Below are 19,056 nucleotides of genomic sequence, written 5' to 3' on the forward strand. Positions count from 1 at the left end.
AGAACATTTTGCTCGAGGGTACGAGTTTCAATGAGCTGCAGATTCGTCTGGCAACTGCCGACGATATCCGCGGCTGGTCGTTCGGCGAGGTCAAGAAGCCGGAGACCATCAACTACCGCACGCTGAAGCCAGAGAAGGACGGTCTGTTCGGTGAGCAGATCTTCGGGCCTTCCCGCGACTGGGAGTGCGCGTGTGGCAAGTACAAGCGTGTCCGTTACAAGGGCATCGTCTGTGAGCGCTGTGGCGTAGAGGTCACCAAGTCGAGCGTTCGTCGTGAGCGCATGGGCCACATCGAGCTCGCAGCTCCCGTGACCCACATCTGGTACTTCAAGGGCGTGCCTTCACGCCTCGGGTACCTGCTCGACATGGCGCCGAAGGACCTCGAGAAGGTCATCTACTTCGCTGCGTACATGATCATCGACATCGATGAAGAGGGCCGCCACGAAGATATGGCTGAGCTTGAGGCCGAGCTGCGGCTCGAACTCAAGGCACTGAGCGACCAGCGTGACATCGCTGTCGCCCAGCGGCAGCAGCAGGCCGAGACCGACCTTGCTGCGCTCGAAGCCGAAGGGGCGAAGGCGGATCAGCGCCGTCGCGCCGAGGCATCGGCCGAGAAGGACATGACGCTCATCCGTCGCGGCTTCGACGACGACATCGCTCGCCTCGAGCGCGTCTGGGACGACTTCCGCAGCCTGAAGGTCGGCGACCTCAAGCCTGAGGACGCAGTCTTCGCAGACCTCATGGATCGCTACGGCGATTACTTCGAGGCCTACATGGGCGCAGAGGCCATCAAGAAGCGCCTTGAGGCATTCGACCTGGTTGCTGAGGCTGAGACGCTTCACCTCCAGATCGCCGAGGGCAAGGGGCAGAAGAAGATCCGTGCGATCAAGCGCCTGAAGGTCGTCAGCGCATTCCTGCAGACCGGCGCAAGCCCGGCCGCAATGGTGCTCGACGTCGTTCCGGTTATCCCGCCAGAGCTTCGCCCGATGGTGCAGCTCGACGGTGGCCGCTTCGCGACCTCGGATCTCAACGATCTGTACCGCCGCGTGATCAACCGCAACAACCGCCTCCGCCGCCTGCTCGATCTCGGCGCTCCCGAGATCATCGTGAACAACGAGAAGCGCATGCTGCAGGAAGCCGTTGACGCACTGTTCGACAACGGCCGCCGCGGCCGCCCCGTCACGGGCACCGGCAACCGTGCGCTGAAGTCGCTCTCCGACATGCTCAAGGGCAAGCAGGGTCGATTCCGTCAGAACCTGCTCGGCAAGCGCGTCGACTACTCTGGCCGTTCGGTTATTGTTGTCGGCCCGCAGCTCAAGCTGCACCAGTGTGGTCTCCCGAAGCAGATGGCGCTCGAGCTGTTCAAGCCGTTCGTCATCAAGCGCCTCATGGACCTCTCGCACGCACAGAACGTGAAGGCCGCCAAGCGCATGGTCGAGCGTTCGCGCAGCGAGGTCTGGGACGTGCTCGAGGAGATCATCCGCGAGCGTCCGGTCATGCTGAACCGTGCACCAACACTGCACCGTCTTGGCATCCAGGCATTCGAGCCACAGCTCGTCGAGGGCAAGGCTATTCAGCTCCACCCGCTCGTCTGTGCAGCGTTCAACGCTGACTTCGACGGCGACCAGATGGCAGTGCACCTGCCGCTGTCGGTTGAGGCTCAGGCTGAGGCTCGCGTGCTCATGCTCGCATCGAACAACATCCTCAAGCCCTCCGATGGTCGCCCGGTGACGCTCCCGTCGCAGGATATGATCATCGGCCTGCACCACCTCACCACGGTGAAGAAGGGTGCAATCGGCGAGGGCCGTGCGTTCGGCTCGATCTCGGAAGCTATCCTCGCGATGGACGAGCACACGCTCGACCTTGGTGCGATGGCGAAGATCCGCCTCACCGGCTACACGGATGCCTCGGGTGTCACCTCGGAGAAGCCAGTGCTCGTCGAGACAAGCCTCGGCCGCGCACTCTTCAACGAGGCGCTTCCCGCTGATTACGTGTACTTCGAGCAGGTAGCTGACAAGGGCACCCTCTCAACGCTGGTCAACGACCTCGCTGAGCGCTACCCGAAGGTTGAGGTCGCTGCAACGCTCGACCGCATTAAGGACGCCGGTTTCCACTGGGCGACCCGTTCGGGCGTAACCGTTGCACTTTCGGACATCGTGACCCCGTCGAACAAGGCAGAGATCCTTGCGGCGCACGAGACCGAGGCAGCTGCGGTGCAGAAGCGCTTCGATCGCGGTCTCATCACCGAGCAGGAGCGCCACGCGGATCTCGTGAAGATCTGGACCCAGGCGACCGACGAGGTTGCTGAGGCCATGCGCGCGGCATTCCCCGAGGACAACACCATCTTCCGTATGGTGTCGTCTGGCGCTCGTGGTAACTGGCTGCAGATCCGTAACATCGCCGGTATGCGTGGCCTCGTGTCGGACCCGAAGGGCGAGATCATCCCCCGCCCGATCATTAACTCGTACCGTGAGGGTCTGTCGGTTGCGGAGTACTTCATCGCGACCCACGGTGCGCGTAAGGGTCTTGCCGATACCGCGCTTCGTACCGCCGACTCGGGTTACCTCACGCGTCGCCTGGTCGACGTCTCGCAGGATGTCATCATCCGCGAGGAAGACTGCGGCACCCGCCGTGGTCTCGACCTGCCGATCGCTGCTGAGGTCGACGGCGTTATCGTCCCAGACGAGAACGTTGAGAACTCGGTATACGCTCGTACGCTTGCCGCTGACGCGGTCGACGCCGATGGCAACGTTGTTGCCCCGGCTGGCTCGGACGTCGGAGACGTCGCAATCGAGAAGCTCGTTGCGGCTCGCGTCACCGAGATCAAGGTACGCTCCGTGCTCACCTGTGAGTCTGCAGTCGGCGTCTGTGCGACCTGCTACGGCCGTTCGCTCGCGACCGGTCAGCGCGTTGACATCGGTGAGGCCGTCGGCATCATCGCTGCGCAGTCGATTGGTGAGCCGGGAACCCAGCTCACGATGCGTACCTTCCACACCGGTGGATCCGCATCGGCTGACGACATCACGCAGGGTCTTCCCCGCGTGCAGGAGCTTTTCGAAGCGCGTACCCCCAAGGGTGCGTCCCCGATCGCCGAGGCCGCAGGCCGCGTCACGATCGAGGACACCGAGAAGAGCCGTCGCCTGATCCTCACGCCGGACGACGGCACCGAGGAGAAGCAGTACCCGGTACTGAAGCGTTCGACGCTCATCGTCGAAGACGGCGACCGTGTCGAGCTCGGTCAGCCCTTCATCCAGGGAACGCTCGACCCGAAGGACATCCTTCAGGTCGGCTCCACCGAAGAGGGCAAGCACATCCCGGGCGAGCGCGCAGTGCAGAAGTACCTCGTTGAGGGCGTGCAGGGCGTGTACCGTTCGCAGGGCGTACCGATCCACGATAAGCACATTGAGGTCATCGTTCGTCAGATGCTCCGCAAGGTGACCGTCGTCGATCACGGCGAGACCGAGCTGCTCCCGGGCGAGCTCGTTGACCGCTCGCGCTACCAGCGGATCAACCGCGAGGCACTCGTCGACGGCAAGCGCGCCGCGACGGCCCGTCCCGAGGTCATGGGTATCACCAAGGCGTCGCTCGCGACCGAGTCGTGGCTCTCGGCGGCCTCCTTCCAGGAGACCACCCGCGTGCTCACGCAGGCTGCGATGGAGGGATCGCGAGATCCGCTCGTCGGCCTCAAGGAGAACGTCATCATCGGTAAGCTCATCCCGGCCGGCACCGGCCTGGGGGTCTACACCGATGTCGACGTCACCGCGACCGAGGAGGCTCGTGCAGAGCGCTACCCGAACCGCATGTACGCGGGCGAGGGCACGTTCGACGAGAACGACTTCTCGTTCGTCGATTTCGACACCTTCACCTCTGACGAGTTCAACCCGGGCAACTACAGCTAGCGGGTTCGGCTGCCAGCATCGCGGGTAGCCGGTCAGACACTGAGCGGGCGTCCACCTTCGGGTGGACGCCCGCTCTGCCGTTTTCGGAGCCTGCGCGGGCCTCCGAGCACTGCTTCACAGACGAGTTCAGCGCGGGAACGCCCATTTCTGCCACATAGCTTGTATCGTGGCGACAGAACGCAAGGCACTCGAGAGGTGAACCAATGAGCGATGAGCGCGATACTCCCGTCGATCCCGGCGCGCCGGTCGAAGAACAGACGGCTAGCGATGACGCTGTGCAGGACGCGGTAGTGCGCGCGACGGCGATTAACGACGCCAGCGCGTCCGACGTCATCGTCGTGGACGCCGAGGGAACGGTTGTCGAGCCGGCACCCGTGGCTGAGACTACCGCGGTCGCTGCCGGGGCAGAGGCGCTTTCGGAGCAGGCGCACCGGGAGCAGGCGGCGAGCGTCGACACGCAGCTCGACCTCGAGGCCCCAAAGGCGCCGCGTATCGCGTCACCTGAGGAGTTGCCCTCTGCTGCAGCGGCGCCCGCGATCACGCCAGCCGTGCAGTTCCTCGATCCTGCGCGGGACGGCGAGATTCGGATCAGCGCTGACCACCCGATGGCTGCGCTGTACATGCAGTCGCCGATGCCGCCTGACCTCAAGGGGAACCGTGGCGCCGGCGTGCTCATCGCGCTGCTCGGCACCGTCGCGTTCGCGTTGCTCTACGCCGGCCTGATTTCTGCGATGATCTCGCAGCAGTTCCCGCCGTCGACGTTCCTCACTGAGGGGCTGCTCCCGTGGGTGACGTCGTGGGGCTTTATCGCTGGCGTCGTTGCCTTCTTCGTCGGGCTGACGATCCTGGTGCTGATCTTTGGCCGCGCTGGCTGGTGGGCGTACGTGATTTTCAGCCTCTTCGTTGGAGTCGTCGTGTGGGTTGCGACGACGGTGACGATCGCGCTCGTGGGTGCCCCGGCAGAGGCGCTTGCGGTCGGTGACGGAAGCTTCCTCTCGAATGCCAAGAACGCCGCCTTCGCGATTCCGACACTCGGAGCAGCGATCCTCGCGCGCGAGGTAGCGGTTTGGTTCGGGGCGTGGATCGGGGCCCGCGGCCGCCGCGTGACCGCGAAGAACGCAGAGATGCTCGCCGAGTACGAGACGGCGCTCGCTGAGGTGCGGGCGAAGCAGTAATGGTTGAGGGCGCCAAACGGGGAGTGACCCGGGGATACGTCCTCGGGCTCCTCGGGGCGACCCTCGTCGTAGCGGCAGCGATCGTTGTCGCGTCGTGGGGGTTGCTTGCCATGGCGCTCGGGCGCGAGCCGATCGAGACCGCCGCAGTGCCGCTCTGGTTCGGTGTGCTGAGCATTGGCCTCGGCCTGGCGATGCTCGGTGTGTTGCTGTGGCGGCAGGCGATCTCCCTGCTGCGTGGCAGGAAGAGCCCAGTGGCGGGGATCGTCCTTGGCGCGGCATTCGGGGTGTACCTGATTTGGGGGCTGTGCGGGGTGCTCGCGGGGCTGACCATTGACGACACGTGGTTCAGCCCGTTCGCGCTGATACTGATGCCAGTGTGGGGGATCGCAGTTGTGCTCTTCTGGGCTGTGCTCGCGCGGCGAATCTACACGGACAGGCCAACTCCGAAGTGGCCGTGGGAACGCCGCGAGGAGCGGGAGTGAACCTGGTGGGCCTCATCGACCGACGTGTTGGCAGAGCCGTTGAGGCGTGGCTCGAGTGGGTTTCGCGGTGGGAGCCAGCGGCGTATCGGGGGCGTAGCCGTATCTGCAGGCGGTGCACAGGCTCTCCGGTGCTCATCGCGTCGGGGATCCCAGCTGGCACCCCACACCAGGTGAAACACGCGCTGGTCTCCCGCGTGCAGCGGATCGTCGACAAAGTCGTCGACGATTACACGGAGGAGCACCTGCCAATGCTGCACGCGGAATTACGCGGGGCGGACATGTGGCGCGTCGGTGGCTACGATCCCGCAGCCGGCCTCGACCCAGAATACGACGGGCTCGATCCTGATCCGGAGCCCACGGAGGCCGGACAGCCGTTCCTGTTTACGCTTGCGGGACTTGCTGCCGAGGTGCAACCGGAGGAGCCGCTGCCGCGCCCGCCGCTGAGCGCGGAAGAGAAGCAGCAGCTGCGCCGCGAAATCGAGTTAGCCGATCTGCGCGCCGCAGATGTTGGCAATGAGGTGTGCTTCGCGCTCATGGGGCATCGGCCCCGCATCGAGGCAGCGATTGAGCGCTTCGTTGAACCGCAGGTGCGCGCAATGCTCGATGAGCTCTCGCGGAACCTGGAACCCCCGGCGTAGCTGACCACCAGACCCTTGCGCGTATGCCTCCCAGCGCGTAAGGTTATTCCTTGGTGCACTCCACCTGTTTCGCGCGTGCGCGAATACTGGGGGGAGCGCATCGAGGGTCACTCGCTCCCAGAGGTGAAACCCCCACGGCATAGCTGCACTCGACTTCACTGCCTCGGCAGGGAATTCAGCAGCTCCGCGCGTGCGCAAGCTCGCGCAAATGCTCGACCACAAGAAGCATTCCTGTCACCGTGCAGGACCAACTAGGAGAATCAGTGCCTACTATTCAGCAGCTGGTTCGCAAGGGACGGACGCCCAAGGTCTCGAAGACCAAGGCGCCCGCTCTGAAGGCGAACCCCCAGCAGCGCGGTGTGTGTACTCGTGTGTACACCACCACCCCGAAGAAGCCGAACTCGGCGATGCGTAAGGTCGCTCGTGTGAAGCTTTCAAACGGTACCGAGGTTACGGCCTACATCCCAGGTGAGGGCCACAACCTGCAGGAGCACTCGATGGTGCTCGTGCGCGGCGGTCGTGTGAAGGATCTCCCCGGTGTTCGTTACAAGATCGTGCGCGGCGCACTCGACACGCAGGCGGTCAAGGACCGCAAGCAAGCTCGTAGCCGCTACGGTGCAAAGAAGGTGAAGTAATGCCCCGTAAAGGTCCTGCTCCCAAGCGTCCCGTAGTAGCCGATCCGGTCTACGGCGCACCCATCGTCAGCCAGCTCGTCAACAAGATTCTTGTTGACGGCAAGAAGGGCCTCGCCGAGCGCATTGTGTACAACGCGCTCGAGGTCGTTGCTGAGAAGAGCGGCCAGGATGCCGTAGTCGTACTCAAGAAGGCGCTCGACAACGTGCGCCCCACCCTTGAGGTACGGTCACGTCGTGTTGGTGGCTCAACCTACCAGGTGCCCGTTGAGGTCAAGCCGCACCGTGCGAACACACTCGCACTGCGCTGGCTCACGAGCTACGCGAAGGCTCGTCGAGAGAACTCGATGACCGACCGCCTGACCAACGAGATCCTCGACGCTTCGAACGGCCTTGGGGCCGCTGTGAAGCGCCGTGAGGACACGCACAAGATGGCAGAGTCGAACCGCGCGTTCGCTCACTACCGCTGGTAGTCATCTGAGTGGGAGGTGGATCGGAACCCGATCCGCCTCCCACTTGCGGGCATCGCCCGCGACACACACTCTTAAATCCCCACCCCGGAGGAGACCCCCGTGGCACAAGACGTGCTCACCGACCTGAGCAAGGTCCGCAACATCGGCATCATGGCCCACATCGATGCCGGCAAGACCACCACCACCGAGCGCATCCTGTTTTACACGGGTGTCAACCACAAGCTGGGCGAAACGCACGACGGTGGCGCAACGACTGACTGGATGGAGCAGGAAAAGGAGCGCGGCATCACGATCACGTCTGCCGCCGTGACTTGCTTCTGGAACAACAACCAGGTCAACATCATTGACACCCCCGGCCACGTTGACTTCACCGTCGAGGTGGAGCGTTCGCTCCGCGTTCTCGACGGCGCTGTCGCAGTGTTCGACGGCAAGGAGGGCGTTGAGCCCCAGTCGGAGACCGTTTGGCGTCAGGCTGACAAGTATGGCGTTCCGCGCATCTGCTTCGTCAACAAGATGGACAAGATGGGCGCTGACTTCTACTTCACCGTAGACACCATCGTCAACCGCCTCGGCGCGAAGCCGCTCGTTATGCAGCTCCCCATCGGTGCTGAGTCGGAGTTCATCGGCGTTGTCGATCTGCTCTCGATGAAGGCATTCGTATGGGAGGGCGACTCGAAGGGTGACGTTACCCTCGGCGCTAACTACGAGACGCAGGAGATCCCCGCGGATCTCGTCGAGAAGGCGAAGGAGTACCGCGAGAAGCTCGTCGAGACCGTCGCCGAGACCGACGACGCGCTCCTCGAGAAGTTCTTCGCTGGCGAAGAGATCAGCATTGACGAGATCAAGGCCGGTATCCGCAAGCTCGTCGTAGCTAACGAGATCTACCCGGTCTACTGTGGCTCGGCGTTCAAGAACCGCGGCATCCAGCCGATGCTCGACGCTGTTGTTGACTTCCTGCCTAACCCGCTCGACGTTGGCGCCATCGAGGCACACGACCCGCGCGACGAGTCGATCGTCATCGAGCGCCTCCCGCAGGCTGACGCGCCGTTCTCGGCACTCGCGTTCAAGGTTGCTGTGCACCCGTTCTTCGGTCGCCTCACCTACATCCGCGTGTACTCGGGTCGCATCGACTCGGGCGCGCAGGTAGTGAACTCGACCAAGGGCAAGAAGGAGCGCATCGGAAAGATCTTCCAGATGCACGCCAACAAGGAGAACCCGGTTGACGACCTCATGGCCGGCAACATCTACGCGGTTATCGGCCTGAAGGACACCACCACCGGTGACACCCTCTCGGACCCGAACAACCAGGTTGTACTTGAGTCGATGACCTTCCCCGAGCCCGTCATCGAGGTTGCGATCGAGCCGAAGACCAAGGGTGACCAGGAGAAGCTCAGCACCGCGATCCAGAAGCTCGCAGAAGAGGATCCCACGTTCCGCGTGAGCCTCAACGCTGAGACCGGCCAGACCGTTATTGCTGGTATGGGCGAGCTCCACCTCGACATCCTTGTCGACCGCATGAAGCGCGAGTTCAAGGTTGAGGCAAACGTGGGCAAGCCCCAGGTTGCGTACCGCGAGACGATCCGCAAGACCGTCCCGAAGTACGACTACACCCACAAGAAGCAGACCGGTGGATCCGGTCAGTTCGCCAAGGTGCAGATCTCGATCGCGCCGCTTGAGGTTGAAGCTGACAAGATCTACGTCTTCGAGGACAAGGTGACCGGTGGTCGCGTTCCTCGCGAGTACATCCCGTCGGTCGACGCTGGTATCCAGGATGCAATGCAGTACGGCATTCTCGCAGGGTTCCCCGTTGTTGGCGTCAAGGCGCAGCTCCTCGACGGCCAGTACCACGATGTTGACTCGTCTGAAATGGCGTTCAAGATTGCCGGCTCGATGGCCTTCAAGGAGGCCGCACGCCAGGCTCAGCCTGTGCTGCTCGAGCCCATGATGGCCGTTGAGGTTCGCACGCCCGAGGAGTACATGGGCGACGTTATTGGCGACATCAACTCCCGTCGTGGACAGATCCAGTCGATGGAAGATGCGAGTGGCGTGAAGGTTATCCGCGCCCTGGTACCGCTTTCAGAGATGTTCGGGTACATTGGTGACCTGCGGTCGAAGACCAGCGGTCGCGCAGTGTTCTCGATGACCTTCGACTCCTATGCTGAGGTGCCGAAGGCCGTGGCCGATGAGATCGTTCAGAAGGCTAAGGGCGAGTAACACCGTCCCTTGATCTGTGGCGGGACCCGTCCCGCCACAGATCACCCGGCTCAGGTCGCGCATATAGGCCAGAGCTTGTAATATTAAGTACACACCCTGTGCTCGTACCCTCTCGAAACCGTCAAGAGGGATGCGGCACATGACTGTCCTGAGGAGGACCATAGTGGCGAAGGCCAAGTTCGAGCGGACCAAGCCGCACGTAAACATCGGAACGATCGGTCACGTTGACCACGGTAAGACCACCCTTACCGCAGCAATCTCGAAGACGCTCGCCGACAAGTTCCCGTCGGACACGAACGTTCAGCGCGATTTCGCAACGATCGATTCCGCTCCCGAGGAGCGCCAGCGCGGCATTACCATCAACATCTCGCACGTTGAGTACGAGACCCCGAAGCGTCACTACGCTCACGTTGATGCACCAGGCCACGCTGACTACATCAAGAACATGATCACCGGTGCTGCTCAGATGGACGGCGCGATCCTCGTGGTTGCTGCTACTGACGGCATGATGGCTCAGACCAAGGAGCACATCCTCCTTGCGAAGCAGGTCGGCGTTCCTTACCTCCTCGTTGCGCTCAACAAGTGCGACCAGGTCGACGACGAGGAAATCCTCGAGCTCGTCGAGATGGAGGTCCGTGAGGAGCTCTCCAAGCAGGGTTACCCCGGAGACGACGTCCCCGTCGTCCGCGTTTCGGGCTACCAGGCACTCCAGGGCGAAGAGAAGTGGGTTAACTCCATCCTCGAGCTCATGGAAGCTGTCGACAACAGCGTTCCGGACCCCGTACGTGACCGTGACAAGCCGTTCCTCATGCCTGTTGAGGACGTCTTCACGATCACCGGTCGTGGCACCGTTGTTACGGGTCGCGCCGAGCGTGGCACGCTGAAGATCAACTCGGAAATCGAGATCGTTGGTCTGCGTCCGACGCAGAAGACCACCGTTACCGGTATCGAGATGTTCCACAAGCAGCTCGACGAGGCATGGGCTGGCGAGAACTGTGGCCTCCTGCTTCGCGGCACCAAGCGCGAAGACGTTGAGCGTGGCCAGGTTATCGTTGCTCCCGGCTCGATCACCCCGCACACGAACTTCGAGGGCACTGCCTACATCCTGAAGAAGGAAGAGGGCGGCCGCCACAACCCGTTCGAGACTAACTACCGCCCGCAGTTCTACTTCCGTACGACTGACGTGACCGGTGTTATCACGCTGCCCGAGGACAAGCCGATGGTTATGCCCGGCGACACCACCGACATGGTCGTTGAGCTGATCCAGCCCATCGCTATGGAAGAGGGCCTCGGCTTCGCTATCCGTGAGGGTGGCCGCACCGTTGGCGCCGGCACCGTGACCAAGGTTCTTTCCTAAGTCGCAGCCGTGCAGTCTCTGACTGCTTCGTAGTCTTTGGCTACACAAAGAACCCCGGGGGGAAACCCCCGGGGTTCTTTGCGTTTGGGGCGTGCGCGGTCGGCTGGCCGGGCTGCAGCCGCTAGCATTGAGGATATTCATAACGTTCGGATCACGCCGGGCAACGTGGGGCATGTACCCAAACGATCAGAGGAGGGCGCGTGCGGAAGCCTGCGAGTGGCAGATTTGCACACTTCGTCGAGACCTACGGTGGCTTGTACCTGTTCGATGTCATGGCGTGGGCTGTTGGCATCATTATCGCCCTCGTGCTGCGCTTCGATTTCGCGTTCCCGCGGATCCATTGGGGATGGACGCTCGCTGTTATTGGCGTCGCCGCCGCCATGCAACTGCTCTTCGGGTGGGTCTTCTGGCTGTACCGCAGCAGGTATCAAATCGGCAGCTTCGACGAGGTCCGTGCGCTCGTATTCAGCGTGACAGCGGTGACCGCTGTGACGTGGGTGTTCGCCTTTCTTGTCGGCTACGGCAACGGCATCCCGCGATCAACGCTCGTGATTGCCGCACCCATCACGTTCTCGCTCATGGGCGTCGTCCGTTACATCCTCCGGGTGCTCTCGGAACGCAGCCTCAAGCCGGCAAAGGCACAGCGGGTCTTGCTGTACGGATCGGGTTACCTCGGGGTACAGACCGCCAAGCGGCTGCTCACTGATGCGAAGTCCGAGTACCTCCCCGTCGGCTTCCTCGACGACGATCCGGCGAAGAGCAACCAGGAGGTCCGCGGAGTGAAGGTGCTCGGCGGCATCCATGACTTGGAATCCGCGGTGCGTTCTACCGGGGCGACGGCGATCCTCGTCTGCATCGGCGACGCGGACGCTGGCATGCTTCGCAGGCTCGACGGCGACGCGGATAAGCTCGGGTTGAACGTCATGGTGCTCCCGCCGCTCAACCAGCTGCTCGACAACTCTGCTGCCATCTCAAATGTGCGCGAGCTCTCGATCGAGGACATCATTGGCCGTCACCCCGTCCGCCTGAGTACGGATTCCATTGCTGACTATCTCCAGGGCAAGCGCGTGCTGGTCACGGGAGCTGGCGGTTCGATCGGCTCCGAACTGTGCCGGCAGCTGGTGAACTTCGCGCCAAGCGAGCTCATCATGCTCGACCGCGATGAGACTGCTTTGCAAGAGGTGCAGATCTCCATTGCGGGCCATGGCCTCCTCGATACCAGGGACGTTGTGCTCGCAGACATCCGCGACTCTGAGTCGCTCCGGGAACTCTTCGTCGAGCGCAAACCCGAGGTCGTGTTTCATGCCGCTGCCCTCAAACACCTTCCGATGCTCGAGCAGTACCCAGACGAGGCGTGGAAGACGAACGTGCTTGGCACGCTGAACGTCCTGAACGCTGCGCGTGAGGTGAACGTTGGCACGTTCGTGAACGTTTCCACCGACAAAGCAGCCAACCCGACGAGTGTGCTTGGCCACTCGAAGCGGGTGGCAGAGAAGCTCACGGGCTGGATGGCGGAACAGACGGGTGGGCGCTACCTGTCTGTGCGCTTTGGCAACGTCATTGGTAGCCGTGGCTCGATGCTCCCCACCTTCCGAAACCTCATTGAAAAGGGCGGGCCGATTACCGTCACCCACCCAGACGCAACGCGTTTTTTCATGACGATTCCCGAGGCGTCGCAGCTTGTTATTCAGGCAGGCGGCATTGGCCGGCCGGGCGAGGTCCTCATCCTCGACATGGGGGAGCCGGTGCGGATCCTCGATGTGGCGAAGCGGCTCATCGCGCAGTCCGGCAAGGACATTGAGATTGTGTTCACAGGCCTCCGTCACGGCGAGAAACTGCACGAGGTCCTCACCGGGGATGGCGAGGGCAACGAGCGCCCGTTCCACCCGAAGATCTCCCACGCCCACATCGGAGTGATTAGCCCGGACATCCTCGACCACGACGGCTGGGTCGCCAGACTCGACCTCACCCGCGAGGCTGAGGGGCGCGTGCAATGAGCGCCGCCATGCTCGCACCGCTGGTGTTCGTTGCGACGCTCGCGCTGAGCCTCGCGCTGCCGCTTGCGGTGCGCCCGCTGCTCGTCAAGCTCGGGGTCATGGATGTGCCCAACGAGCGTTCCTCGCACGAGCGCCCGATCCTCAGGGGCCTCGGGTTGTCTGTGCTGATCTCGATGGCGCTCGTCGGGGGAGGAACGACGGCCTTTGCCGCCGCAGCCGCGCCCGATGAGGCGGCCTGGAAGTTCTTGCTCGTCGTGACGCTCGGATCGCTCTGCGCCGGCCTGCTCGGCTTCAGCGAGGACCTGCGCGGCATCAGTGTTCCCGTGCGCAGCGCGATCCTGCTGCTCATCGCCGTCTCGACGAGCATTGCGCTGCTCTGGCTCGCGAGCACCTCAGATCTCCCATCGAACGCGGGACTCGACGTTGCCGGGCTCCCGCTCTGGTTCGTTGTCGTGCTCGGCGTGTACGGTGTGCTGTTCGTGTCGAGCTATATCAACGTCGCCAACTTCATGGATGGCCTGAACGGCATTAGCGGATTCCACGGCCTCATCGCTGGCCTCGCGTTCGCGGCCGCTGGCGCTCTCAGTGGTCTCACGTGGCTGCTCCTGGCGGGACTCGTGCTGGCCGCTGGCTTCGGCGGCTTCCTGCCATGGAACCTCTCTAAGCCTGGCGCATTCCTCGGCGACGTCGGCAGCTACCTGCTCGGCGGGGCAGTCGCAATCACGAGCTTCGCCGCGTTCGTCGCTGGGGTGCCGATCCTCGCAACGATCGGCCCGATGGTGATCTACTTCGGCGACGTCGGGACGACGCTCGTGAAGCGCATGCGCAAGGGATACAAGTGGGACGAGCCGCACAAGGAGCACGCATACCAGCGCCTCCAGCAGCTCGGTATGTCGCACGTAGCTGCCTCGGCGATCAACGCAGGCTTCACGCTTGCGGCGTCGATCCTCGGCCTTGTGTCGTTCTTCGTCGCGCCAGTGTGGTGGCTGCTGCTCCTCGCACTGGGACTCGCACTCGTAGTCGCCTACCAACTCATGCCTCGGCTGCTCGCAGGAAAGTTCGCCGACTAACCCAGCAGCCTCATAGGATGATGCCTGTGAGTGAAACCAGCCGGACGATCCCCGAGCGCCTCGACGCGCTCCCGTTTACGCGAAAGCACCTCCGGGTGCTCTCAGGCTCGGGCCTCGGGTGGGCACTTGACGCGATGGACGTCGGCCTCATCTCCTTCATCATTGCCGCCCTCACCCAGCACTGGGGGCTCACGAAGGGCGAGGGCGGCCTCATCGCGTCTGTCGGGTTCCTCGGCATGGCTATTGGGGCAAGCCTCGGCGGGCTGCTTGCCGACCGTATCGGCCGCAGGCAGGTGTTCGCGATCACCCTGCTCGTGTACGGCCTCGCGACGGGAGCGAGTGCGCTCGTTGGCGGCCTCGGGCTGCTGCTCATCTTCCGCTTTATTGTCGGACTTGGACTCGGTGCCGAACTTCCTGTCGCCTCAACCTATGTCTCCGAGTTCGCCCCGGCGCGCATTCGCGGCCGCATCATCGTGATCCTCGAGGCATTCTGGGCGGTTGGCTGGACCGCGGCCGCGATCATCGGCTACTACGTCGTTCCGGCGTCAGAGAACGGATGGCGCTGGGCATTCGCGCTTGGCGCCGTGCCGGCAATTTACGCGCTCGTCGTGCGGCTCGGGCTTCCCGAGTCACCGCGCTGGCTTGCCTCACGCGGGCGCGCCAGCGAAGCGGAGCAGATCGTAGCCGGGTTTGAGGCGTCGCCGGCGCTAGCAGCCCAGCCCCAGCCCCAGCCGCCGCTGCCGTGGTTCCCGCTGCCGTGGTGCCAGCTGACGCGGCCGCCGTCGCCCCGGTTGCTCCGCAACCCGCGCGCAACCGCCTCGCCGCGATCTGGGCGCCGGAGTACCGTACGCGCACCGCCGCGATCTGGGCGGTGTGGTTCTGCGTGAACTTCGCCTACTACGGTGCGTTCATCTGGATCCCGAGCATCCTCGTCGACGCCGGATTCGGTCTCGTGCGCTCCTTCGGGTTCACGCTGCTCATCACCCTCGCGCAGCTCCCGGGTTACGCGGTCGCGGCCTGGCTCATCGAGAAGTGGGGGCGAAGGCTCACGCTGTCTGTGTTCCTCGTCGGCTCTGCGGCGTCTGCTGTGGCGTTCGGAACCGCCACGACAGAGGGAACGATCCTCGCGGCGGGCATGGCCCTCTCATTCTTCAACCTCGGCGCGTGGGGTGCGCTCTACGCCGTCACCCCCGAGATCTACCCGACGTCGCTCCGCGGCACCGGAACCGGTTGGGCTGCCGGCTTCGGGCGGATCGCGTCGATCATCGCGCCGCTGCTCGTGCCGGTGATGCTCGTCGCGGGTGGCGCGGGGCTCACCTTCGCCGTGTTCGCGGTGTTCTTCATCGTCGCAGCCGTAGCCGCGTGGGGGCTCGTTGAATACCGGGGCAAGACGCTCGACGAGGGCTAGCGCACGACGAGACGCCCCGCTCAACGCGCGCTGAAGCCTGCCCACGAACCCTGGGGAGTTTTAGCCGCTGACGCGGGCTACTCGGTGCCGTCCGAAGCGAGTTCCGAGACGATCTTCGCGATCCGCCGCTCGCGCGTATCGGGCCGCTTCGCGCCAGCAACGGCCGCTGCGTGCTCCTTACGCTGCGTGTAGGGGAGCGCCTCGAATGCCTCTTGGGCGCGAGGCGCCTCGGCGAGTGCGACAGTCAGCTCGGGTGGCACAGCGACCGTACGCTCAGCGAGATCCACTTCGATGGTCGCGGTGATCTCATCGCCGATCTCCACACCCAGCGCCGCGCGGTTCGCCTTCGAAATACCGATCACGAAGTCGCCGCCCATGCTCGCGAGACGAAGCCGCGCGCTGCGGCCCCCGACCGTCACGACGACGGGTGCGCGCTTGCCGGCGCCGAGCTCGGCGACCTGCGCTTCGGTGAGCACGATCGCGGTGGCGGGGCCGTAGGGATCGAGCACGGTGGTCACTGACAGGCTCATGTGCTCAAGTATGCACCCGGCCGAGCTGACATGCGTGGTCAGGCGCGCTTGAACGCCTCGAGCGTGACGACCCGGGTGGCGGAGGTTGCAGCAGCGTCGCGGGTGTAGTCCGCGTGCACCCGCACCTCGGCGAAACCGACCGCCTCGAGCAGCAGCCGCATCTCGTTCACGCCCCAGAGCCTGAGCGCGAACTGCTCGAGTTCCGTCTCGGCGAGCGCGCCGCCGTGCCAGCGCTCGTAGCGTAGCTGTGACACCGTCGTCTGCGCCGAGACATCGACGGACTCGCTGACAGCTGAGAGCGTGAGGAGATCTTCCCCGTCCTGCCAGGAGCGCGCCCACGGGTCGGTCTCGGCGAGCGCGTGCAGCGAGTCGAGGTCGAGGATGAAGCGTCCACCTGGGCGCAGCGCCCGCAAGAACCCCTCGGCGATCGCGCGCGTCGCCGCCGGGTCGAGCACGAGTTGGATCGAACCGGCAGGGATGATGATCGCCGCGTACTCGCCGGCCTGATCGATCGAGTCAAACGTGCCGACCGAGAGCTCGGCTCGCAGCCCGCGCGCCTCGCACGCCGCGCGGCAGCGATCCAGCATGTCCTCCGAGGGGTCCGTGCCGATCATCTCGAGCCCCGCCTCTGCGAGCGGTACGAGCACGCGGCCGTTGCCAGCTGCGGGCTCGAAGACCGGGCCCTCGGTGCCGCGGAGCAGCGCGGCGTACAGCTCGACGTCGCCGAACGAGCGGCCGATGGGCTTGTCTGCTGCGTAGACGCGGGCCGCGAGGCTCCGGTAGCGGTTCACCAGTGAAGCATCAGTCATAGCCCCAGGCTAGCAATTCGATCCGGCCCGCCCCGCCCTCCGCGAAGCCCGGCTCACTCGCTCGTCGCCGGGCTACACCGCTGCGAGCCCGGCGACGAGCGGATCTCGCGAGCGCGCGAGCACAGGCAGCACGGTCGCGGCGAGCGTGAGCGCCAGCCCGACCCCGACGAGCGCAAGCGCGAACCCCGGCGCGACGACGGGAATTCCCGGCCCGAGCCTGGCGAGCGCCGCGCCGTCGATAAGCGCGGTCGCGACGAGCACGGCGGCCGCGAGCAGCGCCGCCGTCACCACGTGGATCACGGCCTGCCACACCGCCGTCGCGAGCACGACGCCGCGGGCGGCTCCGCTCGCCCGCAGCAGCGCCTGCTCGGAGCCCTGGGTGCGGTTGCTCATGAAGATCACGACGGCAGCGCCGACGGCCGCGAGCAGCACGGGCCCGCCGATCATGAGGGCAACCTGCGCGATCCCGAGCGTCACGCCGCGCTCTCCCGCAGCCCGCAGCGAGGCGTCGAACGTCGCCGACATCGTGAATAGGCCGCCGAGGAGCGAGGCGCCGACGAACAGCGGCGTGATCGACGCTGTGGATCGGCCGAGGTGATACCTCGCCTGGTGCCGCGCGAGGTGCCACGAGGTCGATGCGCGCGCGGGCACAAGCCCGGTCCACGCGCGCAGCACGAACGGGTAGACCACCGGGCCGGCCAGCACCACGACCACGGCGAGGATCACGGGCGTGAGCGGGGCGGTCATGAGGAGCTCGGTGGTGGTGCGCGCCTGGAACACGGCGGAGAAGAACCACGCGGCACCCGCCACGGCTGCGGCGAGCAGCAGCCAGCGCCACCACCGCATCCGCTTCGCGCGCGCCTCGGGCTCACGGAGTGCGGCGAGAGCTGGCGTGCGGCCTGCGGCCCGCGCGGCGCGGAGACCCCCGAGCAGGACGAGCACGACGGTCGCCGGGATCGCGACGCCCGCGGTGAGCGGGCCCGTCACAACCGGGATCGCCGCGTACTCGCCCGAGCCATCGGCAAACGCCGAGTGGATCACGGGGCCGGCGACGAGCGTCGTCGCCCCAAAGCCGAGCGCCCCGCCGACGAGCCCCGCAACGAACAGCTGCGCGAGCACGACGCCCGCCGTCTGCACCGGCCCGACGCCCGCGAGCTGCCAGCGCGCGTAGCCCGGCAGGCTGAGATCCACAGCGAGCCGCGTGATCGCCGCCGTCACGGCGATCGCCGCCGGTGCGCTGAACATGAGGATCGCGCCGGTTCCGCCGGAGAAGCCCTCCAAGTACTTCGGACCCGCGTGGATCCCCGTCTCGAGCAGACTGATGGCGACGCCGCAAGCGAGGCTCGCGACGGCGGCGACGAACACCACTCCAACCCAGGAGGCCCACCCCGCCCTGAGCTCCGCGAACACGAGCCGCGTCACGCGCGCACCCCACCCTCAAACGCCGCGAGAATCTCGCCGCCAGATGCGCCGCGCAACTCGGCAACGACCGCGCCGTCGCGCAGCACGATCGTGCGGTCGGCGCGAGCCGCCGCGGCAAGGTCGTGCGTGACGAGCACGACGCTGCGCGATCCACTCGCGTAGCCGCGGAGCAGGTCGAGCACCTGGCCGCCAGTCACGCTATCGAGCGCGCCGGTCGGCTCGTCGGCGAACACGAGCTGCGGGCCGGCTGCGAGCACGCGCGCGATCGCGACGCGCTGCTGCTCGCCGCCCGACAGCGACCCCGGCCGCTTGTGGGCGTGCGCGGCGAGCCCGACCTGTGCGAGGGCGCCAGCAACATCGGGCAGGCGTCGTTTCGCGAGCCGCGCCGGCAGCGCAACGTTCTCGCGCACGGGGAGCGACGGGATGAGGTTGTAGCTCTGGAAGACGAAGCCGAGGGTGTCTCGCCGCAACCGTGCGAGCCGCGCAGCAGGCAGGCCAGCGAGCCGCGCGCCAGCGAGGGAGATCTCGCCGCCATCGGCGGCCTCAAGCCCCGCGAGGCAGTAGAGCAACGTCGACTTTCCGGATCCGGAGGGGCCAACGATGCTCAGCATCTCGCCCGGCTCAAGCCGCACGTCGATGCCGCGGAGCACGGGTACCGTCGTGCCGCGATCGACGGGGTAGCTCTTGGTGACGCCCGTCGCGTGGAGGAGGGGCGGCACGAGCGGTTGCTGGTGTTGCTGCTGCGGCGCTTGCGCTGCCGGCTGAGGGTGAGGCAGCGGCGGCGCAGCGGGCGGGCCTGCCGCCTGGTGCGGGGGAGTGGTGTGCAGGTTCATTCCCTCAGTACACCGCGGCGGCAGCGGCAGCGCAGTGGCCAGCGCGCGAGAGCACGGGTAGACCTGGGGCTACCTTTTGCGGCCGCAGCCGCGATCCCGGTGCGGCGACGCGTACGC

At 65.2% G+C, this 19,056-nt stretch carries 14 protein-coding genes and 1 pseudogene; 11 read left to right on the top strand and 4 right to left on the bottom strand.

All coding sequences use genetic code 11. The features are described from left to right. The first annotated feature begins 8 nt into the window (after window positions 1-8). The 11 genes and pseudogenes from SD72_RS12100 to SD72_RS18710 all read left to right on the top strand — a co-directional run bounded on the left by SD72_RS12100 (window position 9) and on the right by SD72_RS18710 (window position 15,345). Window positions 9-3,899, top strand: coding sequence for a DNA-directed RNA polymerase subunit beta' (locus SD72_RS12100; protein ID WP_042544725.1), 3,891 nt, complete (start codon window positions 9-11; stop codon window positions 3,897-3,899). 203 nt (window positions 3,900-4,102) lie between these two features. Then, window positions 4,103-5,074: a hypothetical protein gene (locus SD72_RS12105; protein ID WP_042544726.1), complete on the top strand. Its 972-nt coding sequence runs from the start codon at window positions 4,103-4,105 to the stop codon at window positions 5,072-5,074. Window positions 5,075-5,097: 23 nt separating this feature from the next. Beyond that, window positions 5,098-5,556: a hypothetical protein gene (locus tag SD72_RS12110; RefSeq protein WP_232299754.1), complete on the top strand. Its 459-nt coding sequence runs from the start codon at window positions 5,098-5,100 to the stop codon at window positions 5,554-5,556. Window positions 5,557-5,561: 5 nt separating this feature from the next. Further along, window positions 5,562-6,194, top strand: a complete 633-nt coding sequence (locus tag SD72_RS12115; RefSeq protein ID WP_420038429.1) for a spermidine/putrescine ABC transporter substrate-binding protein — start codon at window positions 5,562-5,564, stop codon at window positions 6,192-6,194. Between the two features lie 263 nt (window positions 6,195-6,457). After that, window positions 6,458-6,829 carry a 30S ribosomal protein S12 gene (gene rpsL, locus SD72_RS12120; RefSeq protein ID WP_042544728.1) on the top strand — a complete coding sequence of 124 codons (372 nt, stop codon included), beginning with the start codon at window positions 6,458-6,460 and terminating at the stop codon, window positions 6,827-6,829. Next, window positions 6,829-7,299, top strand: coding sequence for a 30S ribosomal protein S7 (gene rpsG / locus SD72_RS12125; protein WP_042544729.1), 471 nt, complete (start codon window positions 6,829-6,831; stop codon window positions 7,297-7,299). The genes rpsL and rpsG overlap by 1 nt, the downstream gene beginning before the upstream one ends. A gap of 99 nt (window positions 7,300-7,398) precedes the next feature. Beyond that, window positions 7,399-9,513: an elongation factor G gene (gene fusA / locus SD72_RS12130; protein ID WP_042544730.1), complete on the top strand. Its 2,115-nt coding sequence runs from the start codon at window positions 7,399-7,401 to the stop codon at window positions 9,511-9,513. Window positions 9,514-9,676: 163 nt separating this feature from the next. Continuing rightward, window positions 9,677-10,870 carry an elongation factor Tu gene (gene tuf / locus SD72_RS12135; RefSeq protein ID WP_042544731.1) on the top strand — a complete coding sequence of 398 codons (1,194 nt, stop codon included), beginning with the start codon at window positions 9,677-9,679 and terminating at the stop codon, window positions 10,868-10,870. A gap of 200 nt (window positions 10,871-11,070) precedes the next feature. Next, window positions 11,071-12,867: a polysaccharide biosynthesis protein gene (locus SD72_RS12140; protein WP_042544732.1), complete on the top strand. Its 1,797-nt coding sequence runs from the start codon at window positions 11,071-11,073 to the stop codon at window positions 12,865-12,867. Beyond that, window positions 12,864-13,937 (top strand): UDP-phosphate alpha-N-acetyl-D-fucosaminephosphotransferase, encoded by a 1,074-nt coding sequence (locus SD72_RS12145; RefSeq protein WP_052492655.1) that lies wholly within the window; start codon window positions 12,864-12,866, stop codon window positions 13,935-13,937. The genes SD72_RS12140 and SD72_RS12145 overlap by 4 nt, the downstream gene beginning before the upstream one ends. 17 nt (window positions 13,938-13,954) lie before the next feature. Further along, window positions 13,955-15,345, top strand: a pseudogene (locus SD72_RS18710) (MFS transporter). A 77-nt stretch (window positions 15,346-15,422) separates the two neighbouring features. Here SD72_RS18710 and SD72_RS12155 read toward each other — a convergent pair. The 4 genes from SD72_RS12155 to SD72_RS12170 all read right to left on the bottom strand — a co-directional run bounded on the left by SD72_RS12155 (window position 15,423) and on the right by SD72_RS12170 (window position 18,939). Beyond that, window positions 15,423-15,875, bottom strand: coding sequence for a YdeI/OmpD-associated family protein (locus tag SD72_RS12155; RefSeq protein WP_042544734.1), 453 nt, complete (start codon window positions 15,873-15,875; stop codon window positions 15,423-15,425). A 38-nt stretch (window positions 15,876-15,913) separates the two neighbouring features. Then, on the bottom strand, window positions 15,914-16,684 hold the full coding sequence (locus SD72_RS12160; protein ID WP_042544735.1) for a class I SAM-dependent methyltransferase: 771 nt from the start codon (window positions 16,682-16,684) through the stop codon (window positions 15,914-15,916). 72 nt (window positions 16,685-16,756) lie between these two features. Then, entirely contained in the window at window positions 16,757-18,106 is a 1,350-nt protein-coding gene (locus SD72_RS12165) for a hypothetical protein (protein WP_042544736.1), read from the bottom strand. Further along, entirely contained in the window at window positions 18,103-18,939 is an 837-nt protein-coding gene (locus SD72_RS12170) for an ABC transporter ATP-binding protein (protein ID WP_084767181.1), read from the bottom strand. The genes SD72_RS12165 and SD72_RS12170 overlap by 4 nt, the downstream gene beginning before the upstream one ends. Window positions 18,940-19,056: the final 117 nt, after the last annotated feature.

Source organism: Leucobacter komagatae (genome assembly GCF_000834055.1).
Taxonomy (GTDB): Bacteria; Actinomycetota; Actinomycetes; order Actinomycetales; family Microbacteriaceae; genus Leucobacter; species Leucobacter komagatae_A.

Bases quoted from the DNA above. Each gene is read 5' to 3' on its own strand.
- SD72_RS12105 (WP_042544726.1), top strand. From the start codon at position 4,103: ATGAGCGATGAGCGCGATACTCCCGTCGATCCCGGCGCGCCGGTCGAA.
- SD72_RS12155 (WP_042544734.1), bottom strand. From the start codon at position 15,875: ATGAGCCTGTCAGTGACCACCGTGCTCGATCCCTACGGCCCCGCCACC.
- SD72_RS12160 (WP_042544735.1), bottom strand. From the start codon at position 16,684: ATGACTGATGCTTCACTGGTGAACCGCTACCGGAGCCTCGCGGCCCGC.
- SD72_RS12145 (WP_052492655.1), top strand. From the start codon at position 12,864: ATGAGCGCCGCCATGCTCGCACCGCTGGTGTTCGTTGCGACGCTCGCG.
- rpsG (WP_042544729.1), top strand. From the start codon at position 6,829: ATGCCCCGTAAAGGTCCTGCTCCCAAGCGTCCCGTAGTAGCCGATCCG.
- SD72_RS12170 (WP_084767181.1), bottom strand. From the start codon at position 18,939: ATGAACCTGCACACCACTCCCCCGCACCAGGCGGCAGGCCCGCCCGCT.